Origin of the sequence: Streptomyces hirsutus, assembly GCF_001418415.1 — a bacterium.
Classification (GTDB): Bacteria; Actinomycetota; Actinomycetes; order Streptomycetales; family Streptomycetaceae; genus Streptomyces; species Streptomyces hirsutus.
Genome location: NZ_LIQT01000471.1, coordinates 1 through 26354, shown reverse-complemented (window position 1 = coordinate 26354; position 26354 = coordinate 1). Strand labels below are relative to the sequence as shown.

21 protein-coding genes and 3 pseudogenes are annotated in these 26354 nt (G+C 71.1%); 12 read left to right on the top strand and 12 right to left on the bottom strand.

Annotation, left to right across the window (positions count from 1 at the left end; all coding sequences use genetic code 11):
- Window positions 1–428 (top strand): transposase (locus tag AOK11_RS31220; RefSeq protein ID WP_157869488.1); only part of this gene is annotated, 428 nt, incomplete at its 5' end.
- 164 nt (window positions 429–592) lie between these two features.
- Here AOK11_RS31220 and AOK11_RS40900 read toward each other — a convergent pair.
- The 4 genes and pseudogenes from AOK11_RS40900 to AOK11_RS31210 all read right to left on the bottom strand — a co-directional run.
- Window positions 593–985: pseudogene (locus AOK11_RS40900) on the bottom strand (Imm21 family immunity protein); the annotation flags it as partial.
- Between the two features lie 262 nt (window positions 986–1247).
- Entirely contained in the window at window positions 1248–1916 is a 669-nt protein-coding gene (locus AOK11_RS40895) for a hypothetical protein (RefSeq protein WP_240497563.1), read from the bottom strand.
- Window positions 1917–2029: 113 nt separating this feature from the next.
- Window positions 2030–2230 carry a hypothetical protein gene (locus AOK11_RS31215; RefSeq protein WP_055597050.1) on the bottom strand — a complete coding sequence of 67 codons (201 nt, stop codon included), beginning with the start codon at window positions 2228–2230 and terminating at the stop codon, window positions 2030–2032.
- A 95-nt stretch (window positions 2231–2325) separates the two neighbouring features.
- On the bottom strand, window positions 2326–2685 hold the full coding sequence (locus tag AOK11_RS31210) for a hypothetical protein (RefSeq protein WP_338058961.1): 360 nt from the start codon (window positions 2683–2685) through the stop codon (window positions 2326–2328).
- Window positions 2686–3019: 334 nt separating this feature from the next.
- Between AOK11_RS31210 and AOK11_RS40890 the strand changes: the two genes are divergently transcribed.
- Window positions 3020–3810 (top strand): IS5 family transposase gene (locus AOK11_RS40890; protein WP_420903032.1). Its coding sequence is split into 2 segments (ribosomal slippage): window positions 3020–3319 and window positions 3322–3810, totalling 789 coding nucleotides; the frame shifts between segments, so codons are not numbered across the junction.
- Window positions 3811–4300: 490 nt separating this feature from the next.
- Window positions 4301–4444, top strand: a complete 144-nt coding sequence (locus tag AOK11_RS45590; RefSeq protein WP_240497561.1) for a hypothetical protein — start codon at window positions 4301–4303, stop codon at window positions 4442–4444.
- 399 nt (window positions 4445–4843) lie between these two features.
- On the opposite strand, the gene AOK11_RS43100 is transcribed toward AOK11_RS45590, so the two are convergent.
- The 3 genes and pseudogenes from AOK11_RS43100 to AOK11_RS31190 form a co-directional block, all read right to left on the bottom strand.
- Window positions 4844–4987 (bottom strand): hypothetical protein, encoded by a 144-nt coding sequence (locus tag AOK11_RS43100; protein ID WP_157869487.1) that lies wholly within the window; start codon window positions 4985–4987, stop codon window positions 4844–4846.
- Window positions 4988–5255: 268 nt separating this feature from the next.
- A pseudogene (locus AOK11_RS40885) lies at window positions 5256–5483 on the bottom strand (IS1380 family transposase); the annotation flags it as partial.
- A gap of 118 nt (window positions 5484–5601) precedes the next feature.
- On the bottom strand, window positions 5602–6111 hold the full coding sequence (locus AOK11_RS31190) for a DUF6584 family protein (RefSeq protein ID WP_055597047.1): 510 nt from the start codon (window positions 6109–6111) through the stop codon (window positions 5602–5604).
- A 321-nt stretch (window positions 6112–6432) separates the two neighbouring features.
- Between AOK11_RS31190 and AOK11_RS31185 the strand changes: the two genes are divergently transcribed.
- The 4 genes from AOK11_RS31185 to argF all read left to right on the top strand — a co-directional run bounded on the left by AOK11_RS31185 (window position 6433) and on the right by argF (window position 12992).
- Window positions 6433–7896 carry a 3' terminal RNA ribose 2'-O-methyltransferase Hen1 gene (locus AOK11_RS31185; RefSeq protein WP_055597046.1) on the top strand — a complete coding sequence of 488 codons (1464 nt, stop codon included), beginning with the start codon at window positions 6433–6435 and terminating at the stop codon, window positions 7894–7896.
- Window positions 7893–10496, top strand: a complete 2604-nt coding sequence (locus tag AOK11_RS31180; protein ID WP_240497560.1) for a polynucleotide kinase-phosphatase — start codon at window positions 7893–7895, stop codon at window positions 10494–10496. The genes AOK11_RS31185 and AOK11_RS31180 overlap by 4 nt, the downstream gene beginning before the upstream one ends.
- Window positions 10497–10640: 144 nt before the next feature.
- Window positions 10641–11864, top strand: coding sequence for an arginine deiminase (locus AOK11_RS31175; protein ID WP_055597045.1), 1224 nt, complete (start codon window positions 10641–10643; stop codon window positions 11862–11864).
- Window positions 11865–11984: 120 nt separating this feature from the next.
- A complete protein-coding gene (argF, locus tag AOK11_RS31170; RefSeq protein WP_055597044.1) occupies window positions 11985–12992 on the top strand; it encodes an ornithine carbamoyltransferase in 1008 nt (335 codons plus the stop codon).
- A 25-nt stretch (window positions 12993–13017) separates the two neighbouring features.
- Here the strand turns inward: argF and AOK11_RS31165 are convergent, their stop codons facing one another.
- The 3 genes from AOK11_RS31165 to AOK11_RS31155 form a co-directional block, all read right to left on the bottom strand.
- Window positions 13018–13467 (bottom strand): ATP-binding protein, encoded by a 450-nt coding sequence (locus AOK11_RS31165; RefSeq protein ID WP_206188965.1) that lies wholly within the window; start codon window positions 13465–13467, stop codon window positions 13018–13020.
- 269 nt (window positions 13468–13736) lie between these two features.
- The gene (locus tag AOK11_RS31160) at window positions 13737–14549 is read right to left on the bottom strand and encodes a PaaX family transcriptional regulator (protein WP_055597043.1); all 813 of its coding nucleotides are present in this window, start codon (window positions 14547–14549) and stop codon (window positions 13737–13739) included.
- Between the two features lie 184 nt (window positions 14550–14733).
- Window positions 14734–14928, bottom strand: coding sequence for a DUF5999 family protein (locus tag AOK11_RS31155; RefSeq protein WP_055597042.1), 195 nt, complete (start codon window positions 14926–14928; stop codon window positions 14734–14736).
- Between the two features lie 255 nt (window positions 14929–15183).
- On the opposite strand from AOK11_RS31155, the gene AOK11_RS31150 reads away from it, so the two are divergent.
- Window positions 15184–15660 carry a DUF6299 family protein gene (locus AOK11_RS31150; RefSeq protein ID WP_055597041.1) on the top strand — a complete coding sequence of 159 codons (477 nt, stop codon included), beginning with the start codon at window positions 15184–15186 and terminating at the stop codon, window positions 15658–15660.
- Between the two features lie 109 nt (window positions 15661–15769).
- Here the strand turns inward: AOK11_RS31150 and AOK11_RS31145 are convergent, their stop codons facing one another.
- The gene (locus tag AOK11_RS31145; protein WP_055597040.1) at window positions 15770–16831 is read right to left on the bottom strand and encodes a PucR family transcriptional regulator; all 1062 of its coding nucleotides are present in this window, start codon (window positions 16829–16831) and stop codon (window positions 15770–15772) included.
- 305 nt (window positions 16832–17136) lie between these two features.
- On the opposite strand from AOK11_RS31145, the gene AOK11_RS31140 reads away from it, so the two are divergent.
- The 4 genes from AOK11_RS31140 to AOK11_RS31125 all read left to right on the top strand — a co-directional run bounded on the left by AOK11_RS31140 (window position 17137) and on the right by AOK11_RS31125 (window position 26005).
- Window positions 17137–17511 (top strand): hypothetical protein, encoded by a 375-nt coding sequence (locus AOK11_RS31140; RefSeq protein ID WP_240497559.1) that lies wholly within the window; start codon window positions 17137–17139, stop codon window positions 17509–17511.
- 260 nt (window positions 17512–17771) lie between these two features.
- Window positions 17772–19817 (top strand): flotillin family protein, encoded by a 2046-nt coding sequence (locus AOK11_RS31135; protein WP_055597038.1) that lies wholly within the window; start codon window positions 17772–17774, stop codon window positions 19815–19817.
- Between the two features lie 72 nt (window positions 19818–19889).
- Window positions 19890–24884, top strand: a complete 4995-nt coding sequence (locus tag AOK11_RS31130; RefSeq protein WP_107098726.1) for a DNA repair ATPase — start codon at window positions 19890–19892, stop codon at window positions 24882–24884.
- Window positions 24885–25204: 320 nt separating this feature from the next.
- Entirely contained in the window at window positions 25205–26005 is an 801-nt protein-coding gene (locus tag AOK11_RS31125; RefSeq protein ID WP_055597037.1) for an SGNH/GDSL hydrolase family protein, read from the top strand.
- 141 nt (window positions 26006–26146) lie between these two features.
- Here AOK11_RS31125 and AOK11_RS31120 read toward each other — a convergent pair.
- Window positions 26147–26354 (bottom strand): annotated as a pseudogene (locus AOK11_RS31120) (ABC transporter ATP-binding protein); the annotation flags it as partial.

The following is a 26354-nucleotide window of genomic DNA, read 5'->3' as shown; positions in this document are numbered from 1 at the left end:
CAGCATCACGGGGAAAGTTCAAGCAGTCCAAGAACTACCGCTACTCCACCAACCACCAGATCGTGCTGGACGCGGAAAGCAGCTTGGTCGTTGTCGTGGGCCGACCAGTGCCCGGTAACCGCAACGACTGCAAGGCATGGGAAGAATCAGGTGCAAAGGCCATGGTCGGCCGGGTCACCACCATCGCTGACGGCGGCTACCGCGGCACCGGGCTGGTCATCGCGCACCGACGTGCTCCAGGCGAGGAGCTTGAGGCCTGGAAAGAGGACCACAACCGCTCCCACCGCAAGGTCCGCGCCCGCGTCGAGCACACCTTCGCCCGCATGAAGACCTGGAAGATCCTCCGCGACTGCCGCCTGAGAGGCGACGGTGTCCACCACGCCATGCTCGGCATCGCCCGCCTCCACAACCTTGCGCGCCGCGCCTGACCGCACCAGACCGAAGCACTACCCGTCAAGATTCGGTGGGCAGGAGCTGGACCAGGCCGATCCAGTTCTCCTCGTCCACCTTGGTGTGGGTGGCGCGGACCCTCCAGCGGCCAGCGGCCAGCGGCCAGCGGGACCGATGCCTGGGCGGGCATCCCGCCGCCGGGATACTCGATGCCCAGTTCGGAGCCTGCTTCGGCGGAGTCCATGAGCACGGCCGGACCGTCCGACACCCAGGTGCCGCACTTCTCCCACACCGTGGCCGGGTCGGCGAGGACAGCGTCTGCCGCGGCCCTCAGTCCGGCCTCGGAGCCGGCGGCAAGCCACCGCAGGAACGCTCGGCGCTCGGGCAGGTAGCAGCTGGTGGCTGGCTCGTCCGCCAACACCAGTGCCTGCGCACCGTTCCCGCCAACGGTGATCACACCGGCCAGATCGTCCACCGCACAGGCCCGGTCGTAGTCGTCTGGAGCGGTGGCGTCTCCCGCCACGACCCCGCTCTCCGTGCACTCGCGCCATGCAGCCAGGGCGGAGACGGGGACGACGATCAAAGGGCCGCCCATCGACTCCACCCAGGCAGGGGAGGAGTGGGACACATCGGCTGCGGTGGATGAAGAGGCGCTCATGCCGTCAGTGTGCCCTCGCCCACTGACAACGCCCGCGGCGCTCATTGGCGCCCAGCACAGGGAACGGCTCAGCGCCTGCGGCAGCCAGCGGTTACGGGACAGCCTTTAGGCCCACCGTCAAGCAACAGCTGGGACCAGAACGTCAAACATCACCTGGGACTAGACAGGCTGAGATTCTCGTAGATCTTGGTGGGGGCGGTCAGAACGGTGGATTTTCGCTGTACCCCTCGATGGAGTCTGGACGAGCGAGCCACGATGATGCCTTGCCGGGTGACGGATCTGAGTCGCAGAACAGGAACGGATTCCGCTGCCGCTCTATGCCGGAGAAGTCCTTGCCCCATGCGTCGAGGGCGTCGATGGCCCGTTCTCGATGTTGCCAGAGGTCACTGGTGCCCAGCTCATCCCGGAGCAGGTCTGCCAGGTTTTCTCGGTGGTGCAGCAACTGGGGATCATCGAGGAGCGGGATGCATGCCGTCAGCGCTGCTTCGCGTATGTGGCGATCAGGGTCTTCGGTGGAGGGGAGCGACGCTGAGAACAGGAGTGGCCGAATCCCCATGATGCCTACGGCCGGCGCGTAGTCGTCGAGGGGGAATCCGCACTGTTGGTTTATAGCCGCGACCTCATCTGTGACTTCGCTCGCCACTGAGGCGACCCATCGCAGGAGCTCCGCGCGCATGCATCCAGGGAAGGAGTGGCGATTTTTGGTGACGGCGCTGTTCGTTCGCGGATCCGGCAGGATGGCGGCCACGTACAGCGCTGCGGGCACCGTTGCATCGTAGAGCGTGTTTTGGTGGTGCAGGGTGCCGTGTAGATAGCCAAGTGCCCTGGTTCTGACGCCTTGATCTGGGTCGAGCAGTGCGGTCAGCATCTCAGGCGCCTCAGAGGCAAGCCCGTACGCATGTCCCAGCGCAGCCCAGTCCGTACCTGATAGCACGACTTCAGGGCCAAGTGCGCCCAGTGATGCGAGCCGGTTGTCCCTCGTCATGCGATTCGCCAGAGGGGAGTTGCGTACTGCTTCGGGCAGCCGCGGTTGAGGAGCTGCTGCAAGTCGTTGCGTTGCAAGCCGCTGAGGTGCAGGGCTTCGGTGATGCGGCGGAAAGTCGTGTGGGTGACTCCGTGAGAGCGGGCTCCGGCCTCGAACTGGTCGAGTCGAGCCCAGATTGCGGTCGGCTCTAGTTTCATGGGCTGCTGCTCCTTGAGCCGTAGAGCCTTGTTGCGTTGACGGTCGGGTGTGCGGATCCCCTGCTTACCCGGCCCCCTCGCCCGCCAGAAGTAACTCACCGCCCGCGGTAGCCACGAAAGCTGCGGCGCAGCGCAAGGACACACCATATGGCCGCTGCCGTCAGTGCGGTTGCGGCCATCGCACCCAGCACCGGTGGCTCCGGCCGATAGCCCAGCGAGAGCCGGGTGCCCAGGAAGGTGAGTAGGACTACGACCACCTCCAGGCCGTAGAGCGGAACTTTGGCGGCGACAGCCCGCAGCGCGGCTGCCGCCGTCAGACCGGTCGCGGTCCATGCCACCAGATACGACCACACCTGCCCCGGAGCGGCGAGCGGCATCCCGTACTCATCGGGGCCGATACGGAACGACGCGCTGACCCAGCCAAGACCCACCCCGAAGATGGTGAAGCCCGCCACCCACAAGGCATGGCGCCATAACGGACCGGGTCGCAGGGACTCTTCGTCGTCGGAGCTCGCACCGATGTCAGGACTGGAGAGGTCGGGAGGTTCAGTCACCCCCAGAAGGACGCAGCCGGGAGGCCGCAGGTTCCCCGCCCGAATCAGGGATCATGCCGCCGATCCTTTTTTCGCAGGGCCGCGCCTTCAAGGGGCGGCCCTGTCCTGTGGAGGCACAACAGAACATGCCCGAGACCCCGAAGAGCTCGTAACACGATCTTGTTGAGATGTCCTGGTCGGGCGTGACCGGTCGGGTGATTCGGCCGTTCGTGGTGGTGTGAGTGCTCGGCCGTGGATCGTGGACGACGACTTGTGGGCGCTGATCGAGCCGCTGCTGCCGCCCTGGCCCGAGCGGGCGCCGGGGCCACAGCCGGTGGCGGACCGGCTGTGTCTGCAGGGCATCCTCTACGTCCTCCACCACGACATGGCCTGGCAACTTCTGCCCCTGGAGCTGGAGTTCGGCTCCGGACAGACCTGCCGGCGGCGCCTGCAACGGTGGCAACAGGCCGGCGTCTTCGATCAGCTCCACCGCGTCCTGCTCGCCGAGCTGAACGCGGCCGGCGAACTCGACTGGTCGCGGGCGTGTGTGGACGGCTCCCACCTCCGGGCGAAAAGGGGGGTGCCGACACCGGTCCGTCGCCGGTCGACCGGCGCAGGACGGGCAGCAAACACCACCTGATCTGCGACGGCCGCGGCACCTCGTTCAAGGTCATCACCACTGCGGCCCACGTCAACGACGTCACCCAGACCCTCGCCCTGGTCGACGGCATCCCTCCCCTCGCCGGCCGCCCCGGCCGTCCGCGCCGCCTTCCCGAGGCCCTGCTCGGCGACAAGGGCTACGACTCCGACCCCAACCGCGAAGAGCTCCGCAAGCGGCGCATCCTGCCGGTGATCTCCCGCAAGGGCGCCCCGAACATCCAGGGCCTGGGCAAGCTCCGGTACGTCGTGGAGCAGACCTTCGCCCTGCTCCACCAGTTCAAGCGCCTGGCCGCCCGTTGGGAACGCCGCACCGGACTCCACGATGCCTTCGTCTCCCTGGCACGCAGCCCGATCTGCTGGAGACGCCTCAAGAAGACTCGATCATGATCGTGTTACGAGCTCTATGGGACGGGGTCTACTGGTCCGACTTTGTTTCTTCTTTCCCTGGGTCTTGCCGGGGATCTTGGTGACCTGCGTTTCTCCCGTTCAGAGAAGGTGATCCCGTTCGCTTGGTGGTCGTCTTTGGCCACCGTCGAGCGGCCTCGGACGGCCCGGAGACGGCTCGGGCCGCATACCTGGCGATCCCTCTCCGGGCCCCTGGCTCTGGCTGATTTTGCCCTCAGCAGTAGCAAGGACCGCCATAGGTTCAGCAGGAGCCGGCGCCGACCATCGGTTGTTGCTGTACTTCGCTGCTCTATCGCAGGATCGGACGATGTCCCGGTTGATAGGCGCGCATACCGCAGACCCATGCCCCAAGTGCCTCGTTGAGGAGGTTCGTACAGGCAGCCCTTCATTTACTCAAGAGCGCGACGTCATCAGCTACCGCTGCGACCGCTGTAGGCACACGTGGTTCCGCCCGGTCGAGAACGACCTGGACGTGTACGACACCGTCAGGGTGGACCTTCCGGATACCACGCTCTACGGCACCGTCTGGCAGGTGGAGGACGACCGGGTCCAGGTGCGCGACACGAACAGCGGCCGGGTGCTGTGGGTCGAACTTTGGAGAGTCATCCTCTACTGAGGCCTGTCCGGCCTGCGTCACCTCACCATCCGCTGGGGAAGCCGTGGCATGAACGGCACCCCGCCCGCGATGGAACCCGTCCCTGGCCGCCTGTGCGGCGGTGACATCACCGACAAGGACTACGTCGGCTATTTCATGAACGAGTACGGAGGGGACCCACTGCGTGGCGGGGGCGGCGGTCATTCCGTCGTCCCCGCCACGGGTGGCACGCGGCCGGGCTCACTCGCCATGCCTTCAGCGGTTGCCCCCACGGTCACGATCTCCGTGGCCCTGCTGATCGCGGTCGGTCTGACCGGACTGGGTGGTCTGGGGCGGTCTGTTGGGGCAGGCAGCGCGGTTCAGGGCCTCCACCTTGCTGGCTGCGTAACCGGCGAAGTAGCCCGCGTTCCTGGGGCCTTCCTAGTCTTCCTGCGCGTCGGTCACCACGCGGCCCAGACGGCAGCCGGCCAGACCGACCGCCAGCCCGTCCCTGCGGCCCTCGTCCCGTACGACAGTGGGGGGACTGTTCCGTCCGGTGGAGGGGTAGTCGAGGTCGCTGCCCAACCAGGGCAGGTGGCAACCCGTCCCGACACGTCGCCCACCAGGGTGGAGGTCCGAGCCGTCAAAGTGAGGTTGTTGACAGCGACTGTGCCCGCGGTGTTTGCGAATGAACGCCCGAGCTCTGTCCCATCCGCACGGAATCGAACGTCTTCGTTGGCCAGGAATCCGCTGCCCACGACGTCGCCGAAGGGGTCGGGGGGTGCATCGAAGAGCGCCGAACAGACTTGGCTGGGCACGGCCGAGGGCGAGGCCTCCGCCGCCCGGTCCCACCCGCCGGTGTCCACGTGGCGGGCGGGACCTTGAGGACGGTGTGGTGGAGGGCGTCGGTGATGGTCATGCCGACCGAGTACGACAGTCACCTGCCCCGCTTCGCGAGCCAGGTGACGAACGCGTGGGTGCCGCCGGCGGAGTCGGTACGGAGCAGTGTCTGGCGTCCCCGCCGGCATCTCTTCGGCAGCCGGGCCAGAGCGAGTGGGGCGGCTTCGATGGGGTCGGCTGCGCGTTGTCGCAGATTTCGGGGATGCGGAACACCCCGTCGCCTGAGGCGGCTGCCGTATGCGAAGCCTGCGGTGCAGTGGTGTCGGATCCCTGGTCGCACCCGTCACCAGTGCTCACCGTCAGTCGAAGAGGGCGATGAGTCCGTTCACCCAGATTCCCAGCATCACGAGGAACACCGTCAGGCATCCGGCTCCCGTCAGAAACCCGGTGAACTTGCCTTTCCCGCTGCCCGGTTCGTCCGAAGCGGAGGGCACTGAGTCCCAGTCCACCGGGTGACCCAGGGCGTCGGAGCAGGTGACTCGTACTGCTGTCAGCTGTTCCATGGCGAACTTGGAGTGGGTGAGCGACTCGGGACCGCGCCACGCGAGCGCTCTCATGCGCTGCTGAGGAGTCCGGTACCTCGCTTCGAAGGCGGAGGTCTCCTCTGTGTTCCTGTCCTCCTCGAGGTACATCCAGCGCCCGGCTTCCGCGGGCTCACCGTACAGCCGGTACACCTCGGCCAGGCGTCGGCGAAGCGTCAGGTCGTTGGGGAGTGAGGAGACCAGTCCGCGCAGACGTTGGCGTGCCATGGGCACCCGGCCGGCTGCCAGATCCGCGTCGACTCGGGCGAGGGTGGCTGTCAGGGGCATACGTGCATGATCGGGCAGGGTGGTGCAATGTCTCGACTGCTTTTTGTCGGTCGGCTTCGTGGTCGCGCTGACTCACCTCGTCATCGTCACCCGGGATGACGGGCTCGCCGAAGCCGTGGCGTGCGGTGGCGGCTCATGGCCTGCCTCGGCGCCAACGATCCGATGCGGCCGGAGGGGGCGAGAGTCGTGCCGTCGTCGTGGGTCTACGCCACGGAGTGGGGTTTCCCCTTGTTGCTGGACGCCTGCCGGCCTGGTGGGTTCCGCTGTTGTCGCGAGGTAATCAAGTACCGGCGTGGGCCCGAGCCGCCCATACTCGATCACGTGTTCCTGACGATCTCGACCACCGGCGACCAGACCAACCCCGCTACCGACCTGGGCTTCCTCCTCCATAAGCACCCTGAAAGCCCCTTCTCGGCCCATCTGTCCTACGGCGCCGCGCACGTCCTCTATCCCGAGGCGGACGCCGAGCGCTGCACGGCGGCGCTGCTGCTGGAGGTGGACGCGGTGGCACTGGTCCGGCGGGGCAAGGGCAAGGGCCGCGGTGGCGCCCCCGACGCCGCCCTCGCCCAGTACGTCAACGACCGCCCGTACGCGGCGTCCTCGCTGCTCGCCGTCGCGCTCAGCGGCGTCTTCTCCAGCGCGATGCGCGGCGTGTGCAAGGCCCGCCCGGAGCTGCCCGGACAGCCGTTGCCGCTGCGCATCGAGATACCCGTACTGCCCGCACGCGGCGGCCCCGCCCTGGTCGGGCGGCTCTTCGAGCCGCTCGGCTGGACGGTCACGGCCGACCCGGTGGCCCTGGACACCGAGTTCCCGGAGTGGGGCGACTCGCGGTACGTACGTCTCGTCCTGGAGGCGGACACCCTCACCCTCGCCCAGGCCCTGCGGCACCTCTACGTGCTGCTCCCCGTCCTCGACGACGCCAAGCACTACTGGGTCTCCTCCGACGAGGTGGACAAGCTGCTGCGCGCCGGCGAGGGCTGGCTGCCCGGCCATCCGGAGCAGAAGCTGATCACCAGCCGGTATCTCACCCGCCGCTGGTCGCTGACCCGTCAGGCGCTGGAACGGCTCGAGCTGGTCCGGCTGGCCGAGGCGGACGACAGTGACGTCGAGGAGATCGACAACGCCGTCGAGGCGGACACCGAGTCCGAGGAGAGGCCGACCCCGCTCGCCGTGCAGCGCCGGGACGCGATCATCACCGCGCTCGGTGCCTCCGGTGCCGCACGCGTGCTCGACCTCGGGTGCGGACAGGGCCAGTTGGTGCAGGAACTGCTGCGGAACCCGGCCTTCACCGAGATCGTCGGCGTCGACGTGTCGATGCGCGCGTTGACCATCGCCTCCCGGCGGCTCAAGCTGGACCGTATGGGGGAGCGGCAGGCGTCCCGGGTGAAGCTCCTCCAGGGCTCGCTGTCGTACACCGACAAGCGGCTCAAGGGGTACGACGCGGCCGTGCTCAGCGAGGTGATCGAGCACCTCGACCTGCCGAGGCTGCCCGCCCTGGAGTACGCCGTGTTCGGCGCGGCCCGCCCCCGTACGGTCCTCGTGACCACCCCGAACGTCGAGTACAACGTCCGCTGGGAGAGCCTGCCGGCGGGGCACGCCCGGCACGGCGACCACCGCTTCGAGTGGACCCGCGAGGAGTTCCGCGCCTGGGCGGCCAGGGTTGCCGAACGGCACGGCTACGACGTCGAGTTCGTACCCGTGGGACCGGACGACCTCGAGGTCGGCCCGCCCACCCAGATGGCCGTGTTCGTGACCGGAGACAAGAAGGAGGCGAAGGCGGCATGAGCCACGAGACCACCGGCGCCCGGCCCAGTGACGGGGACAGCGAGAACGAGGGCCGGAGCCCGGGCCTGGGCCGCGGCCGGGCCCTGCCCGTCACCGATCTCTCCCTCGTGGTGCTGATCGGCGCCTCCGGTTCGGGCAAGTCCACCTTCGCCCGCCGCCACTTCAAGCCCACCGAGGTCATCTCCTCCGACTTCTGCCGCGGCCTGGTCGCCGACGACGAGAACGACCAGAGCGCGTCCGGGGACGCCTTCGACGTCCTGCACTACATCGCGGGCAAGCGGCTGGCCGCGGGCCGCCGCACCGTCGTCGACGCCACCAGCGTCCAACAGGACGCCCGGCGTCAGCTGATCGAGCTGGCCAGGCAGTACGACGTGCTGCCGATAGCCGTCGTGCTCGATGTGCCCGAGGAGGTGTGCGCCGAGCGCAACGCGGCCCGTGCCGACCGCGCCGACCTGCCCCGCCGGGTCGTCCAGCGGCACATCCGCGAACTCCGCCGCTCCCTGCGGCACCTGGAGCGCGAGGGGTTCCGCAAGGTGCACGTCCTGCGCGGGGTCGAGGAGATCGAGAACGCCACCGTCGTCACCGAGAAGCGGTACAACGACCTCACCCACCTCACCGGCCCCTTCGACATCATCGGCGACGTCCACGGCTGCGCCGCCGAACTGGAGTCTCTGCTCGGTGCGTTGGGGTACGCCGACGGCGTGCACCCCGAGGGCCGCACCGCGGTCTTCGTCGGTGACCTCGTCGACCGCGGCCCGGACAGTCCGGGTGTGCTGCGCCGGGTGATGTCGATGGTGAAGTCGGGCAGTGCGCTGTACGTCCCCGGCAACCACGAGAACAAGTTCGGCCGGTATCTCAGGGGCCGCAAGGTCCAGCACACCCACGGGCTCGCCGAGACCATCGAGCAGATGGACCGGGAGAGCGAGGAATTCCGTGCCGAGGTAAGGGAGTTCGTCGACGGGCTGGTCAGCCACTACGTCCTCGACGGGGGCAGGCTCGTCGTCTGCCACGCCGGTCTGCCGGAGAAGTACCACGGCCGCACCTCCGGCCGGGTCCGCTCGCACGCGCTGTACGGCGACACCACCGGCGAGACCGACGAGTTCGGCCTGCCGGTGCGCTACCCGTGGGCGGAGGACTACCGGGGCCGTGCCGCCGTCGTCTACGGCCACACCCCGGTCCCGGAAGCCACCTGGCTCAACAACACCATCTGCCTGGACACCGGCGCCGTCTTCGGCGGCAAGCTCACCGCGCTGCGCTGGCCGGAGCGGGAACTGGTCGACGTACCGGCCGAGCGGGTCTGGTACGAGCCGGCCCGCCCGCTGCGCACCGAGGCCCCCGGCGGGCAGGACGGCCGGCCCCTGGACCTCGCCGACGTGCACGGTCGCCGGGCCGTGGAGACCCGGCACGCCGGCCGGGTGGCCGTACGCGAGGAGAACGCGGCCGCCGCGCTGGAGGTCATGAGCCGCTTCGCGATCGACCCGCGCCTGCTGCCGTACCTCCCGCCGACCATGGCCCCCACGGCCACCTCGCACCTGGACGGCTACCTGGAGCACCCGGCCGAGGCGTTCGCCCAGTACAAGGAGGACGGGGTGGAGCGCGTCGTGTGCGAGGAGAAGCACATGGGCTCGCGCGCGGTCGCCCTGGTCTGCCGGGACGCGGACGCGGCCGCCCGGCACTTCGGTGTCGAGGACGGCCCGGCCGGATCGCTCTACACCCGCACCGGCCGCCCGTTCTTCGACGACACCGCGGTCACCGAGGAGATCCTCGGCCGGCTGCGCACGGCGATCACCGACGCCGGGCTGTGGGACAGCCTGGAGACCGAATGGCTGTTGCTGGACGCCGAGTTGATGCCGTGGTCGCTGAAGGCGTCCGGGCTGCTGCGCTCGCAGTACGCCGCCGTGGGCGCCGCCAGTGGCGCCGTGTTCCCGGGCGCGCTCGCGGCCCTGGAGAGCGCCGCCGCCCGGGGCGTCGAGGTGGGGGACCTGCTGGAGCGCCAGCGTGCACGGGCCGGTGCGGCCGAGGCGTTCACGCGGGCGTACCGGCGCTACTGCTGGACCACCGACCAGCTGGAGGGCGTACGTCTCGCCCCCTTCCAGGTCCTCGCCGTCCAGGGGCGCAGTCTCGCCGGTCTGCCGCACGACGAGCAGCTCGCCCTGCTGGACCGCATGGTCGAGCACGACGCCACGGGCCTGCTGCAGACCACCCGGCGCCTGTACGTCGACCCCGCCGACCCCGAGTCGGTGCGGGCGGGCGTCGACTGGTGGCTGGAGATGACCGGACGCGGCGGCGAGGGCATGGTCGTCAAGCCGGTCGGGGCCCTGGTCCGCGACCCGCGGGGTCGTCTGGTGCAGCCCGGCATCAAGTGCCGGGGCCGCGAGTACCTGCGGATCATCTACGGCCCCGAGTACACGCGCCCCGACCACCTGGCCCGGCTGCGCGGCCGCTCACTCGGCCACAAGCGGTCCCTGGCGATCCGCGAGTACGCCCTCGGCCTGGAGGCCCTGGACCGCCTCGCCGAAGGCGAGCCGCTGTGGCGGGTGCACGAGGCCGTCTTCGGCGTCCTGGCCCTGGAGTCGGAGCCCGTCGACCCGCGGCTGTAGGGGACGGACGCGTACGGCGACCGGCCGGTCCGGGCGGATCTCCCCGCCCGGGCCGTCCGGGCCGCTTGGACCGCCCGGACCGCGGCCGGGGTCCGTCCCGGCTGCGGAGGGGTGAACACCCCCTCGGGTGGTCAGGATGGAGTCATGACCTACCACGTCGACTCCGAGGCCGGAAGGCTGCGCCGTGTCATCCTGCACCGGCCCGATCTCGAGCTCAAAAGGCTCACCCCCAGCAACAAGGACGCCCTGCTGTTCGACGACGTGCTCTGGGTGCGCCGGGCGCGCGCCGAGCACGACGGGTTCGCCGACGTCCTGCGCGACCGGGGGGTCACCGTCCACCTCTTCGGTGACCTGCTCGCCTCCACGCTGGACGTCCCGGCGGCCCGCTCGCTCGTCCTGGACCGTGTCTTCGACGAGAAGGAGTACGGCCCACTGGCCACCGACCACCTGCGCGCGGCCTTCGAGACACTGCCGTCGGCCGAACTGACCGAAGCGCTGGTCGGCGGGATGACCAAGCGGGAGTTCCTGGACGTCCACCCGGAACCGACGTCCGTGCGCTTCCACGCCATGGAACTCGACGACTTCCTGCTCCGCCCGCTGCCCAACCACCTCTTCACCCGCGACACCTCCGCCTGGATCTACGACGGGGTCTCCATCAACGCCATGCGGTGGCCCGCCCGGCAGCGCGAGACCGTGCACTTCGAGGCGATCTACCGGTACCACCCGCTGTTCCGCGACGAGGGCTTCCACCTCTGGTCCGAGGGGCAGGCCGACTACCCGTCCACCATCGAGGGCGGGGACGTGCTGGTCATCGGCAACGGCGCGGTGCTGATCGGCATGAGCGAGCGGACCACCCCGCAGGCCGTGGAGATGCTCGCGCACAAGCTGTTCGCCGCCGGGTCCGCCGAGACCATCGTGGCCCTCGACATGCCGAAGAGGCGCGCCGTGATGCACCTGGACACGGTGATGACGATGGTCGACGGGGACACCTTCACCCAGTACGCGGGCCTCGGCATGCTCCGTTCGTACACGATCGAACCCGGCTCGGGGGACAGGGAACTGAAGGTCACCGACCATCCGCCGGAGCACATGCACCGTGCGATCGCCGCCGCGCTCGGGCTCAGCGAGATCCGGGTGCTGACCGCGACCCAGGACGTCCACGCCGCCGAACGCGAGCAGTGGGACGACGGCTGCAACGTCCTGGCCGTCGAACCGGGCGTCGTCATCGCCTACGAGCGCAACGCCACCACCAACACACATCTGCGCAAGCAGGGCATCGAGGTGATCGAGATCCCCGGCAGCGAGCTGGGCCGGGGCAGGGGCGGGCCGCGCTGCATGAGCTGCCCGGTCGAGCGGGACGCGGTCTAGCCCGGGGCCGCGGCCGGGCGCACGCACCCGTCCCGGCACCGTCGCCACCAGCTTGCATATAAATTCTGATACTTGTATACAGTTACATCCATCCCTGTACCTGCAGCTCTGGAGCGCCCCATGGCGACAGTCCCGACCGCCCTCGCCGGCCGCCACTTCCTCAAGGAGGTGGACTTCACCGCGCAGGAGTTCCTCGGCCTGCTCGACCTGGCCGCGGAGCTGAAGGCCGCCAAGAAGGCCGGTACCGAGACCCGGTACCTCCAGGGCAGGAACATCGCGCTGATCTTCGAGAAGCCCTCGACGCGCACCCGCTGCTCCTTCGAGGTCGCCGCCGCCGACCAGGGCGCCTCCACGACGTACATCGACCCGAGCGGCTCGCACATCGGGAAGAAGGAGTCGGCGAAGGACACCGCACGGGTGCTCGGCCGGATGTTCGACGCGATCGAGTTCCGGGGCGACTCCCAGTCCACCGTCGAGACCCTCGCCGCGTACGCGGGAGTGCCCGTCTACAACGGTCTGACCGACGACTGGCACCCCACCCAGATGCTCGCCGACGTGCTCACCATGACCGAGCACAGCGCCGAGCCGGTCACGGGGATCTCCTTCGCCTACCTCGGCGACGCCCGCTTCAACATGGGCAACTCCTACCTCGTCACCGCGGCCCTGCTGGGCATGGACGTGCGCATCGTCGCCCCGAAGGCGTACTGGCCCGCCCAGGAGGTCGTCGACCGGGCGCGCGCGCTCGCGGAGTCCAGCGGGGCCCGCATCACGCTCACCGAGGAGATCGCCGAGGGCGTCGCGGGCGCGGACTTCGTCGTCACCGACGTCTGGGTCTCGATGGGGGAGCCCCAGGAGGTCTGGGACGAGCGGATCACCGCCCTCGCGCCGTACGCGGTGACCATGGACGTGCTGCGGGCCACCGGCAACCCGGACGTCCGCTTCCTGCACTGTCTGCCGGCCTTCCACGACCTGGGGACACGGGTCGGCCGTGAGGTGTACGAGAAGCACGGCCTGGAGTCGCTGGAGGTGACCGACGAGGTGTTCGAGTCGGCCCACTCGGTCGTCTTCGACGAGGCGGAGAACCGGATGCACACGATCAAGGCGGTCCTGGTGGCGACCCTGGCCTGAGCGGGGGCGGGGCCGGCCGGTCCGCTCAGTCGGGCCTGCGCGGGCGCGGCACCGCCGGCAGCCGGAACCACACGGCCTTGCCGGACGAGGTCGGGCGGTGCCCGCACGACGAACTCAGGGTGCGGATCAGCATCAGCCCGCGCCCGTGCTCCTGCCAGGGGTCCGGCTCGCCGCGGGGCGGGCGGGTCAGGTCGTGAGGCGGCTCGGGATCGGCGTCGTGCACCTCGACCCGGCATCCGGTGGGCAGCAGCTCCACCACCAGCTCGATCGGATGGCCCCCGGAGGTGTGCTCCACGGCGTTGGCCACCAGCTCGGCGGTGAGCAGCTCCGCCGTGTCGCGGTCCGCGGCGTGCTCCCGCTCGGCCAGCGCGGTACGGACCAGCGCACGGGCGACGGGCACGGCCGCGGTGGTGTGCGGCAGTGCGACGCGCCAGGAGGCGGAGGTCGAGGGTTCGTGCACGCTGGATCCGATCATGGAGAGCAGGCAGGCGGTCCTGCTTTCAATTACTCAATGGTACGGCGCCACCCCTCAGGAGGTGTCGTCGGCCCGTGACGGACGTCAAGGTTCCGGGGCCCGCCCGGTCNNGACCGGGCGGGCCCCGGAACCCGTCGCACCGATCATGCCCAGCCCGCTTGTGGCGTAATCATGACGGCAGTCATGGAGAGGCGACGACGAGGCGGTCATGGGCGCATGAGGACGACGGCGGAAGGAAACTTCGCGAGCCGTGCGTCACGTGGCACGTGTCACAGGCCCGCGAAGACCGCCCCCGCGTCCCGCAGGCGTGCGTGCAGGCCGTGGAAGACGCTCGCCGAGCGGGCTCCCGGCCAGCCCTCGGGGAGCAGCCCGAAAGGCAGCCCGGGGTCGGTGTAGGGGAGGTGGCGCCAGGAGTCGAGGGCGAGGAGGTAGTCGCGGTACGCCTCCTCGGGCGGGGTGTCCTCGCGCTGCCGCCAGGCGTCCAGCACGTGCGCGTGACGGTCCAGGAACGCCTCGTGCTCCTCGGCGATCCCGGCCAGGTCCCACCAGCGGGCGACCGCCTCGACGGTGGGCGTGAACCCGAGGTGCTCGCCGCGGAAGAGGTCGACGTAACCGTCCAGCCCCAGCCGCTCCAGAGTGTGCCTGGTCTCCTCGTGCAGCCGGGCCGGCGCGATCCACACACCCGGGGCGGTGGTGCCGAAGCCGAGGCCGGACAGGCGGGAGCGCAGGACGTGACGCTTCTGCCGCTCGGACTCCGGCACGGAGAACACGGCGAGCACCCAGCCCTCGTCCCCGGGACTCGCGGAGGCGTGGACGCGGCGGTCGCTGTCGTCCAGCAACCGGCGGGCCTCCGGGGAGAGTTCGTAGCCGGCCGCGCCCCGGGCGGTGCGGGCCGGCAGGAGCAGCCCGCGCCGCTTGAGCCGGGACACCGACGAACGCACGGCGGGAGCGTCGACACCGACCGCGGCCAGGAGCCGGATCAGCTCGGCGACGGGCACGGGGCCCGGCGCGAAGCGGCCGTACGCGCCGTAGAGCGTGACGATGAGAGACCGTGGGGCAGGCTGGTCGGACACGTTGATCATCTTAGGTCGTGCCGATCGGCGCCCTCCCCCCGGGCGTCGGCATCACGCCTGGTCATCTCCCGTACGGGGAAAGGAGGTTCCGGTAAAGGGGGAGGCGGGCCGGTGGGACGTCCGGGGCGCAGGCCGGTCCCGTGGGACGGGCGGAGGGGACGGGTGTGCGGCGCGACCTTCGTGCCGTGTCGGTTCAGGCGGCGACGGTGAGGTGGTCCGCGGGGATCCGGTGCGGGGCGATCACGCGGCCGTCGGGCAGCAGTTCACCCGTGTCGTCGAAGACGATCGCGCCGTCGCACAGCAGGCTCCAGCCCTGTTCGGGGTGGGCGGCGACCACATGGGGGACCTGCACATGGGGTTGAGGGCATGACGTCCGGTGGGCACACATGGCGCACCTCCACATAGGTGGATCGATATAGGTGGATCGATCCGAAGGGGTCGTCCACCAGGACCATGCCCCTGCCGCGGACCCGCCGGAACGGCCGGCCGCGAAGCGTGACAGCTCCCGGACCATCCCGGGACGGTTCCCCGACGACCGATGCCGACTCGCCACCGAAGGGGTGAGGGTCACCCCTCCCGGCCCGCTCTCCCGGTACTGGTGGGGGCCTCACACCCTCGTGCCCTGCGTTCCGGGAGGTTCCCCATGTCCGTACCCGCTTCCGCATCCGTGTCCGGGTCCGCGCGTCCCGTCCTCATCCGCGCGGCGGCCTGCGCGGCGCTGCTGCTCGGCACCGCCGTGGCCGTGCCCCCGGCGGCGTCCGCCGCTCCCGCTCCTGTCCAGGAGACCGTGACGGTGGGCTCCAAGGGCCGGATCGCCGACGGCGGCACCGTCACCCTCTCCGGCACGTACCGCTGCCTGGACGCCTCCGGGCCGGTCCTCGTCGGCTCCTCCGTCCACCAGGGCACCGCCCACACGCGGTACGGCGTCGGCGGCACCCTGGCGGTGTGCGACGGCGAGACCCACGAGTGGGAGAACACCGGACGGGTCCCCTCCGGCGCCCTGAAGGCCGGTGCCGCCGACGTCGAGGCCACCCTCATCGAGCTGCGTTCGGTCGACGGCCTGCTGCTGCCCGTGTTCCACGCGGTCCACCAGCAGAAGGTCACCCTGGTCCGCAGCTGAGTGGTCCGCAGTCGAGTGGTCCGCGGCTGAGTGAGTAGTGAAGGGCGCCCGCCCGCCCGCCGGCCGTTCGGCCGGCCCGGACCGCGCCGGTCCGTCCGCCGGCCCCGGGTCAGAGCCGCTCGGCCGGCCAGGCCAGCAGGCGGGCGCCGATGACCGAGGTCTGGAGCATGTAACGGTGGGCGGGCTCGGCCGGGTTGGCGCCGGTGAGCTTGTGGATGCGTTCCAGACGGTACGTCAGGGCGCGCACGCTCAGTGAGAGCCGGCGGGCCGCCTCCGCCGCCACGCAGCCCGAGTCGAAGTACGCGGTGAGCGTGTCGAGGAGCGGTTCCGCCCCGCCCCTGGCCGAGGTGAGCGGGCCGAGGGTGTTGTGGACCAGGTCGGTCATGGCCTGACGGTCGCGGGCGAGGACGGGGTAGACGAGCAGTTCGGCGGCGCGCAGCACCGGTTCGTCCAGCCCCAGCCGTTCGGCTATCTCCAGCGTGCTCAGGGCCTCTTCGTACGACTGGACGACTCCGCCGGGTCCGGACTGCGGGCGGCCGATGGCGACCTGACCCCCGTCGGTGGCGGCGTGCGCCTGCTTGGCGAAGTGCGTGAGCACCTCGCCCTGGTGCCCCGGCGCGACGCACAGCAGCCGCCCGTCCTTGGTGGTGAGCAGGATGCTGCGGTTACCGAACCGGGAGATGAGGGCCTGCTCCACCTGCCGCGGCACGGCGTCCCCCTCGTCGTAGGCGACGGGGCCCCGGGCGACGGCGACCGCGTGCTCGTGGGAGAGCCGCAGGCCGAAGCGTTCGGCGCGCTCGGCGAGCCGGCCGAGGTCGCTGCGGCCGTAGAGGAGGTCGTCGATGAACTCCCGCCGGGCCGCCTCCTCCTGGCGGACAGCCAGCCGTTGCGCCCGCTCGTAGCCCTCGGCGAACGCGTCCACCGCCTGCTGGACGGCGGCGAGCGCCTCCTCGGCCGAGTCGTCCCGGCCGCGCGGCCAGGCGTCACGCGCGGCGGTCAGGTGGGTGCGTACCAGGGCGCGCAGTCCGAAGCCCGCCTCCGCGGCCCGTTCCCCCAGGTTCCGGCGGGAGACCAACTCGTCGCGGGACAGGCGCCGGCCCGTGGCCGCGACCTCCTCCAAAATCTGGGCATAACCTTCGAGATACTCCTCGGGAATTTCCCGCTCCGCCACATCGCCCCCCGAATCCTGACGCATCCTTGATGCGTCCTTGACGCCGTCCTGACGCGCGGTTTGATCCACACCCGGCATGCAGACCCTAGTGAACATTGCCGGAATCCGGCAATGCGGGGGCGGTAGTTGGCCGGGCATCATGGTCCGCGGGGAGCACCGCGGACGGTTCCGGTGCCTGGCACCGGCAGGTGCGGGGCTCCGGAACCGGCGGGGGCCGGTGCGGTCGTCGGCGTGAGCCGTCAAGAGGGACGCGGGACGCAGAACGCGGGACGCGGGGATCCGGGAAGGGGTGGCCGGGGATGCACATGATCGCGGATGCCGCCACGGGCCTGCCCACGCTTCTGCTCACCGCCGCCCTCGTCGTGGCAGCCGGCTTCTGGCTGCTGGTGGCCGTCGGTGTCACCACACCGCAGGCCTTCGACTCGGACGCGGATCTCGACGCCTGGGGGATGGGCGGGGTGCCGGTCGCCCTCGCGCTCTCCCTGCTGACCCTGTTCGCCTGGCTGCTGGCCACCGGCGTGACGGTGCTGCTGGACGTGCACGTCCCCGAGGGGCCCGGCGCCGGACTGCTGCGTCTGCCGGCCCTGGCCGGAGCGCTGCTCGCGGCCTGGCGGCTCACCCGTTTCTTCGTGCGTCCGCTGCACCGCCTGCTGCCCGACGAACCCGGGCCGTCCCGGTAGTTCCGCGGACCGGCGGGAACCGGGGCGGTTCGCCCGGCGTGTCTCGTGGCGGAGCCGGCGCGCGGCTCCCGTGCGGGCCACGCGTACCGCACCACCGGGCCGCCGCCGCACAGCCGTCACTTCACCGCCACGTCACCACCACGCCGCCACCGTGCTGTCCGGGCCGAGCGGCACCGGGGCGGCCCCGGCCGTCCCACGTTCCGGCGCCCGGCGCCGACCTGTCACTTCCGTCCGTCACCCAGCTCCGAAGGACGTATCCCATGGATGCTGCCACCGTGGGCATCGCCGTGCTCGTCGGCGCCTGCCTTCTCGTCGTACTCGTCGTGCTGTTCATCATGTCCAAGCTGTTCCGCAAGGTGGAGCAGGGCAAGGCGCTCATCGTCTCCAAGGTCCGCAAGGTCGACGTGACCTTCACCGGTCAGGTCGTGCTGCCGGTGCTGCACAAGGCCGAGGTGATGGACATCTCGGTGAAGACCATAGAGATCACCCGGGCCGGCAAGGAAGGCCTGATCTGCCAGGACAACATCCGGGCGGACATCCGCATCACCTTCTTCGTCAAGGTCAACAAGACGGTGGAGGACGTCATCAAGGTCGCGCAGGCCGTCGGCACCGCGCGGGCCAGCGACCGGAACACGCTGCAGGAGCTGTTCCACGCGAAGTTCTCCGAGGCGCTGAAGACCGTCGGCAAGCAGCTGGACTTCACCGACCTCTACACCAAGCGCGAGGAACTGCGGTACCGGATCATCGAGGTCATCGGTATCGACCTGAACGGCTACCACCTCGAGGACGCGGCGATCGACTACCTGGAGCAGACGCCGCTCGCCCAGCTGGACCCGGGCAACGTGCTCGACGCGCAGGGCATCCGCAAGATCACCGAGCTGACGGCCGTGGAGCACGTCCGCACCAACGAGGCCCAGCGCGGCGAGGAGAAGGAGATCACCCGGCAGAACGTCGACGCGCGCGAGGCGATCCTCGAGCTGGAGCGCCGGCAGGCCGACGCCGAGATCAAGCAGCGCCGGGAGATCGAGACCGTCCGGGCCCGCGAGGAGGCCGAGACGGCGCGGGTGATGGAGGAGGAGCGGCTGCGCGCACAGAGCGCCTTCCTGCGCACCGAGGAGCAGCTCGGCGTGCAGCGCGAGAACCAGGCCCGTGAGGTCGCCGTCGCCGCCAAGAACCGCGAGCGGGTCATCGCCGTGGAGAGCGAGCGCATCGAGAAGGACCGGATGCTCGAGGTCATCGCCCGCGAGCGGGAGACCGAACTGACCCGGATCGCCGCCGACAAGGAGGTCGAGGCGGAGAAGCGCGACATCGCCGAGGTCGTCCGGGAGCGGGTCGCGGTGGACCGCACGGTCGCCGAGCAGGAGGAGTCGATCAAGAGGCTGCGGGCCGTGGAGGAGGCCGAGCGGGAGCGGCAGGCCGTCATCATCGCCGCCGAGGCCGAGGCGCAGGAGAGGCTGGTCAAGGACATCAAGGCCGCGGAGGCCGCCGAGGTGGCCGCCACGCACCGCGCCGCCGAGGAACTGACCCTGGCCGAGGCCCGGTTGAAGGCCGCCGACCTCGACGCCCGCGCCAAGGTGCGGATGGCCGAGGGTATCCAGGCCGAGGCCGCCGCCGAGGGGCTCGCCGCCGTGCAGGTCCGCGACAAGGAGGCCGACGTCATCGAGAAGGCCGGCCGTGCCGAGGCCGAGGCGTCCGAAGCCCGGATGCGTGCCGAGGCCGAGGGCGCGCGGGCCAAGGCGCTCGCCGACGCGGAGGGCATCAGCGGCAGGCTCAGGGCGGAGGCCGCCGGCCTCACCGAGAAGGCGGCGGCGATGGCCGCGCTGGACGAGGCGTCCCGCGGACACGAGGAGTACCGGCTGCGCCTGGAGGCGGAGAAGGACGTCCGGCTCGCCGGGCTCGAGGTGCAGCGGCAGGTCGCCGAGGCGCAGGCCACGGTGCTCGCGACCGGTCTGGAGAGCGCCGACATCAGCATCGTCGGCGGGGAGTCCGTGTTCTTCGACCGGCTGATGTCGTCGATCGCGCTCGGCAAGGGCATCGACGGCCTCGTCCAGAACTCCGGGACCGTCCAGGCCCTCGCCGGCCCGTGGCTGGACGGATCGGCGAGCTTCCCCGACGACCTGAGCCGGATCCTGGGCTCCGTGTCGAGCGCCGACGTACAGAACCTGACGGTGTCCGCGCTGCTCATGAAGCTGATGAAGTCGGGCGGCGAGAACACCGGACAGATCGAGCAACTGATCGCAAAAGCTGGGGAGTTGGGTCTCGCGGACACACCGCTGGCCGTGCTGAACGGCCACACCAGGGCCTGACCACCCCCCTGGTCGGGGAGCCGCCGCACAGGGGACGGCGGCTCCCCGACCGCTCCCGTTGGAGAGGCAGCCATGACCACCGGCACCCACGAGAAGCCCGGCACGGGCACCCACCAGCAGTCCGTCGCGGGCGCGCACGACCCGGCGGGCGCGGGCGCAGGCACCGGCGTCCACGAGACGGTCGACGGCGGCACCTACCAGGTGCTGCGCGACCGCCTGACCGTGCAGGCCGCCGAACTCGCTCGGCGCACAGAGGAGTTGAACCGGCTTCGGATCGACACCTTCGGCTCCGCCGAACTGCGCCTCACCGGCACCGAACGGCTGCGCACCGACCGCGCCGGCGTGCCCCGCGACATCGTCGCCGTGGGCGACGTGCTCCTCTTCGGCTACGGCACCCAGCCCCGCCCGGAGACGGACACCACCGTCGGCGACGTCCTCGCCGCCCACGACCGCGACCTGAACCGGCTGCCCGACGACGCCGTGCCCGGACTCCTCGACGACCCCGCCTTCGTACGGGAGTTCGCCGCCCTGCACCGCTACTACCGGCAGGCCCGCCTGCTGCGGCTGCGCCGCGTCGACGGCAGGCTTCTCGCCGTGTTCCAGACCGGCGAGAAGGCCGGCGACATCCGCGTCCTGCGCTGGTCGGTGTCCGAGGACGGAGAGGCGGTCTTCCTCGACGCGCGCGGCGACCGCGACCACGCGCGCACCCCGGCCCCGGACATCGAATGGATCCGCACCACCCGTGAGGACCACGTCCTCGGCCGGCACCCGCACGTCTCCGTCCAGGGAGAGGTCTTCGTCGACACGCTCGGCGGCACCCTCACCGTCAGCACGGACGGCGACACCGAAAGCCCCGACGGCATCCACACCGAACCGGTCGACGAGCCGCTCCAGTCCCTCGCCGACGCCGAGGTCTCGTACGCCCGCGTCGGCGCGCTGATCCTGCTGCGCGTCCTGCCCTACAAGGAGACCGCGCACCGCCACCTCGTCTTCGACACCCTCACCCGCACCGTCGTCCGCCTCGACGGCATCGGACAGGGCTGCCGGCGCCTGCCCGAGGACCAGGGCATCGTCTTCCCCGGCGGCTACTGCCTGGCCGCCGGCACCCACAAGACGTACGGACTCGACACCACCGGCATGGAGTTCGAGCGCGAGGTGCGCTCACCCAACGGCGAGGACGTGCTGTACGCCTTCCACGCACCCGGCCGGGGCCGCGCCCTGCTCCTGTCGTACAACGTGATCCGCAAGGAGGTCGCGCCGCCGCTGAGCTGCCACGGCTGGGCGCTGTCCGAGGACGGCGCGCTGACCCTGCTGCGGCCCGACGGCGACGAGCCCGCCCGCGTCCACCCGCTCCAGCTGTGGCACTCGCCCTACGTCTCCGACACCCACGCCGCGGGCCGGCCCGTCGGCGACGGCCCTCTCGACCGGGTCGGCAACGCCGACCTCGTCCGCGGCATCTCCGACTGCCTCTCCCTGGTCCGCTCCGTCACCGAGACCACCCCGACGACCGAGGTGTACGAGGCCTTGGCCGCCGCCTGCGTCCGCACGGCCGACGCCCACCACTGGCTCGACGACGCCGAACTCGGCGATCTGCGCGGACCGTTGGAGGAGGTGCGCACCACCGCCGAACAGGTCCTGGCCGAGTTCGAGACCGTACGCGACCTCGGCCGCCGCGCCGCCGCCGCGCTCGACGAGGCGGCCGCCCGCATCGGCTCCGTGGTGCGCCGGCTGCGCGGCGAGCAGCCCCGCGAGGCCGCCGCCTGGGTCGCCGGCCTCACCGAACTCCGCCACGCCCAGGGCCATCTGCTGACCCTGAAGGAGATGCGGTACGCCGACCACGCCCGCATCGACGAACTCGCCGACGAGGCCGGACACGACCTCGCCTCCTTCGGCCGGCGGGCGGTCACCCACCTCGCCCACGAGGACGCCTTCGCCGCCCACCACGCCGACGTCGAACGCCTCGTCGCCGACGCCGAGCAGATCGACACCGCCGCCGAGGCCGTCCCCGTCGCCGCCCGTCTGGACGAACTCGCCGAAGGGCTGCGGACGGTGACCGAAGTCGTCGCCGGACTCGACATCGGCGACGCGACCGTCCGCACCGCCGTACTGGAACGCGTCGCCGAAGCCCTCGGCGGCGTCAACCGCGCCCGCGCCACCCTCGACGCCCGCCGCCGAGGCCTGCGCGACCGGGAGGCCCGCGCCGGATTCGCCGCCGAACTCGCCCTGCTCGGCCAGACCGTGACCGGCGCCCTCGCGGCCGCCGCCGACCCCGAGGCGTGCGACGAACAACTGACCCGCGTACTGGCCCAGCTGGAGACCCTGGAGTCTCGCTTCGCGGAGTTCGACGACGTGCTCGGCGAACTCGCCGACCAGCGCACCGAGATCTACGAGGCGTTCGCCGCCCGCAAACAGAGCCTCACCGACGCCCGTGCCCGCCGCGCCGAACAGCTCGCCTCCGCCGCCGAACGCGTCCTGGAGACCATCGCCCGCCGCTCCGCAGCCCTCGCCGACACCGACGAGGTCAGCACCTACTTCGCCTCCGACCCCCTGGTCGCCAAGGTCCGCCGCACCGCCGGTGAACTGCGCGACCTCGGCGACCGGGTCCGGGCCGAGGAACTCGACGGCCGGCTGCGCTCCGCCCGGCAGGAAGCCGCCCGCGCCCTGCGCGACCGCACCGACCTCTACGCCGACGGCGGCCGCGCCATCCGCCTGGGCAGCCACCGCTTCGCCGTCACCACCCAGCCCCTCGACCTCACCCTGGTCCCGCACGGCGACGGCCTCGCCTTCGCCCTCACCGGCACCGACTACCGCGCCCCCGTCACCGACCCCGCCCTCGCCGAGGGCCGCCGCTACTGGAACCGGCACCTGCCCTCCGAGTCGCCCGAGGTCTACCGCGCCGAACACCTCGCCGCCCGCCTGCTGCACGAGCACGGCCCCGACGCCCTGCACGGTGCCGACGACCTCGCCGCCCTCGTACGCAGGGCCGCCGAGGAGGCCTACGACGAGGGATACGAGCGCGGCGTCCACGACCACGACGCCACCGCGCTGCTCACCGCCGTCCTGCCCCTGCACGACGGGGCCGGACTCCTGCGCCACGAGCCCGCGGCCCGCGCCCTCGCCCTGCTGCACTGGACCCACGGCGCCACCGCCGAGGAACGCGCCGACCTCACCCGCCGGGCCCGTTCCTTCGCCCGCGTCCGCGACGCCTTCGGCCCGCCCCCCGCCCTCGCCGACCTGTGTGCCGAGATCGCCCGCCGGATCGGCGACCGGGCCGACCGCGACGTGGCGGCCGGCGCACCGGCCCGCCCCGAGGCCGCCGCCGCCTACCTCTTCGACGAACTCACCACCGGACCCGACGGGTTCGTCATCGGCGCGCAGACCCGCACCCTGCTCGACAAGTTCCGCCGCACGGTGGCCACCGAGGCCTACGACGAGGACCTGCCCGCCCTCGACACCCTCGCCGCCCGCCGCCAGCTCGTCGAGGCCTGGCTGACCGCGTACACCGCCGCCACCGGCAGTCGGCTCACCCCCGGCGACCTCGCCGAGGCCGTCGCCGCCGAACTCTGCCCGGACCAGCCCCGCCACGAGTCCGACGCGCCCCTCACCGTCACCGTGGAGGGCCTGCTCGGCACCCACCCCCGCATCACCGACCGGCGCCTCACCCTCCGCCTGGACGAATTCCTCGCCCGCACCGAGGAGTTCAGGGACCGCGACACCCCCGCGTTCCGCGCCTTCCAGCGCCGCCGCACCGCCCTGGTCACCGCCGAACGCACCCGGCTGCGCCTGGACGACCACCGCCCGCGCGTCATGTCGTCGTTCGTCCGCAACCGCCTCGTCGACGAGGTCTACCTCCCGCTCATCGGGGACAGCCTCGCCAAACAGCTCGGCACCACCGGCGAGTCGGGGCGCACCGGCACCGGCGGCCTGCTGCTCCTCGTCTCCCCGCCCGGCTACGGCAAGACCACCCTCATGGAATACGTCGCCGACCGGCTGGGCCTCGTCCTGGTGAAGATCAGCGGCCCGGCCCTCGGCCACTCCGTGACCTCCCTCGACCCGGCCGAGGCGCCGAACGCCACCGCACGCCAGGAGATCGAGAAGATCAACTTCGCGCTGGCCGCCGGCAACAACACGCTCCTCCACCTCGACGACATCCAGCACACCTCGCCCGAACTCCTCCAGAAGTTCATCCCGCTCTGCGACGCCACCCGCCGCGTGGAGGGCGTCTGGGAGGGCGAGCCGCGCACCTACGACCTGCGGGGCAAGCGCTTCGCCGTCTGCATGGCCGGCAACCCCTACACCGAGTCCGGCGACCTCTTCCGGGTGCCCGACATGCTGGCCAACCGCGCCGACGTGTGGAACCTCGGCGACGTCCTCACCGGCAAGGACGACGCCTTCGCGGCCAGCTTCATCGAGAACGCGCTCACCGCCAACACGGTGCTCGCCCCGCTCGCCGGCCGCGACCGCGGCGACCTCGACCTGCTGATCAGCCTCGCCGAGGGCGACCCCACCGTCCACGCCGACCGGCTCGCCCACCCGTACGCGCCCACCGAACTGGACCGCGTCCTCACCGTCCTGCGCCATCTGCTCACCGCCCGCCGCACCGTTCTCGCGGTCAACGAGGCCTACATCGCCTCCGCCGCCCAGTCCGACGACGCCCGCACCGAGCCGCCGTTCCGCCTCCAGGGCTCCTACCGCAACATGAACAAGATCGCCCAGCGGATCCAGCCGGTCATGAACGACGCCGAACTCTCCGCCGTCATCGACGACCACTACGCGGCCGAGGCACAGACCCTCACCACCGGCGCCGAGGCCAACCTGCTCAAGCTCGCCGAGCTGCGCGGCACGCTCACCGCCGCGCAGGCCGACCGCTGGGCCGGGATCAAGGCCGCCCACGTGCGCACCCACGCCCTCGGCGGCCCCGACGACGACGCCCTCACCCGCGCGGTCGCCGCCCTCGCCCTCCTCGGCGAGCGCATCGCCGCCGTCGAGTCGGCCATCACCCGCGCCGCCGACCCGCGCCGGATCATGGCCCGTCCGACGACCCGGCGCGCGGAAGGAGACCTGTGACCGGACGGGGCGGCCGGGGGTGGCCGGGCGGCCGTCCGGCCGAGGGTGGCCGGGCGGCCGGGGCCGGCCGAGGTCCCCGGAGGGTGTCGCCGTGACCGTCCCGGGGGGAACGGGGCGGCACCCGAAAGACCTCCGACTTCGCTGATCCAAGGGCCGATTGAAGGTTTGTCTACGCGCGGAGCGGATCGGCGGAATGATCATTAAGGCATTCCGGGCGACTTCTTTCCTGGGTGTTACCGAGGGGTAGTCACTCCTGCTACAAACACGGTTGCTTCATCAACTACCCGCTCACCCCCTCATGTTCGAAAGGGCTGATTGTCATGTCAGCGTCAGTTCGTTCTCTCTGGGCCTCCGTGTTGACCCTCACGATGGGCGCCGCAGCCGTGCTCGGTCTGGCACAGCCTGCCTCGGCCGCCGGCGACGCCTACGTGGCTCTCGGTGACTCCTACTCCTCCGGAGTGGGCGCCGGCAGCTACACCTCCGACAGCGGTGACTGCAAGCGCAGCACCAAGGCGTACCCGTCCCTCTGGGCGGCTGCGAACGCCCCGTCCTCGTTCAAGTTCGTCGCCTGTTCGGGTGCGACGACGACCAGCGTGTCCAGTGGCCAACTGGGCGCCCTGGCTTCGTCGACCACGCTCGTCAGCGTCACGGCGGGCGGCAACGACGTCGGCTTCGCGGACGTCATGCAGACCTGTGTGCTGCAGAGCCAGGCGAACTGCGTCAGTCGCGTCGACACCGCGGTCTCGCAGATGCAGAGCTCCCTGCCGGGGAAGCTCGACTCGCTGTACGGCAACATCCGCGCACGCGCCCCGCAGGCCCATGTGGTGGTACTCGGATATCCCCGCTTCTACAGACTCTCGGGCAGCTGCATCGCCGGGCTCACCGAGACCGAGCGCAGTGCGATCAACAACGCCTCGGACGTGCTGAACGGGGTGATGGCGAAGCAGGCGGCCAACGCCGGGTTCACCTTCTCCGGCGTGGTGGACGAGTTCACCGGACATGAACTCTGCTCGGGCGACGCCTGGCTCCACAGCGTGTCGGTTCCGATCATCAACTCCTACCACCCGAAGGCCGTCGGGCAGTCAGGGGGATATCTGCCCGCTTTCCGCTCCGTGGCCTAGCGGACCCGGGTGTTCGCTCTCCCCCCGCGTGGGATGGCACCGCGCCGCCCTGCCCGGCCGGTGCCAGCGCACCCGCGCACCCGTATGTCCGCGCCGCCCGCCCGCCCGCCCGCCCGCCGGCTTTCTGGCGGATGGAGCACTTCACAGGCCGGTCGCGGCCACTGCCGCCAGTTCCTCCGGGGTGAGGGGGACGGCGGCCATGTCGGCCGGCAGCCCCCACGCGCGCAGCAGGTGCGCGGCCGCGATGCCCCACGGAAGCCGCAGTCCCGCCGCCGCGAGGAGATCCGTACGGGCCAGCATCTCGGCGACCGGCCCGGTACGCACCCCGGACGGCGTGAGCAGCGCGGCG

Coding starts and splice junctions, on each gene's coding strand:
- AOK11_RS31215 (WP_055597050.1), bottom strand. CDS start 2,230: ATGAAACTAGAGCCGACCGCAATCTGGGCTCGACTCGACCAGTTCGAG.
- AOK11_RS31130 (WP_107098726.1), top strand. CDS start 19,890: ATGACCACCGGCACCCACGAGAAGCCCGGCACGGGCACCCACCAGCAG.
- AOK11_RS31135 (WP_055597038.1), top strand. CDS start 17,772: ATGGATGCTGCCACCGTGGGCATCGCCGTGCTCGTCGGCGCCTGCCTT.
- AOK11_RS31165 (WP_206188965.1), bottom strand. CDS start 13,467: ATGATCGGATCCAGCGTGCACGAACCCTCGACCTCCGCCTCCTGGCGC.
- AOK11_RS31150 (WP_055597041.1), top strand. CDS start 15,184: ATGTCCGTACCCGCTTCCGCATCCGTGTCCGGGTCCGCGCGTCCCGTC.
- AOK11_RS40895 (WP_240497563.1), bottom strand. CDS start 1,916: ATGCTGACCGCACTGCTCGACCCAGATCAAGGCGTCAGAACCAGGGCA.
- AOK11_RS31160 (WP_055597043.1), bottom strand. CDS start 14,549: ATGATCAACGTGTCCGACCAGCCTGCCCCACGGTCTCTCATCGTCACG.
- AOK11_RS31140 (WP_240497559.1), top strand. CDS start 17,137: ATGATCGCGGATGCCGCCACGGGCCTGCCCACGCTTCTGCTCACCGCC.
- argF (WP_055597044.1), top strand. CDS start 11,985: ATGGCGACAGTCCCGACCGCCCTCGCCGGCCGCCACTTCCTCAAGGAG.
- AOK11_RS31155 (WP_055597042.1), bottom strand. CDS start 14,928: ATGTGTGCCCACCGGACGTCATGCCCTCAACCCCATGTGCAGGTCCCC.
- AOK11_RS31125 (WP_055597037.1), top strand. CDS start 25,205: ATGTCAGCGTCAGTTCGTTCTCTCTGGGCCTCCGTGTTGACCCTCACG.
- AOK11_RS31175 (WP_055597045.1), top strand. CDS start 10,641: ATGACCTACCACGTCGACTCCGAGGCCGGAAGGCTGCGCCGTGTCATC.
- AOK11_RS31180 (WP_240497560.1), top strand. CDS start 7,893: ATGAGCCACGAGACCACCGGCGCCCGGCCCAGTGACGGGGACAGCGAG.
- AOK11_RS31190 (WP_055597047.1), bottom strand. CDS start 6,111: ATGCCCCTGACAGCCACCCTCGCCCGAGTCGACGCGGATCTGGCAGCC.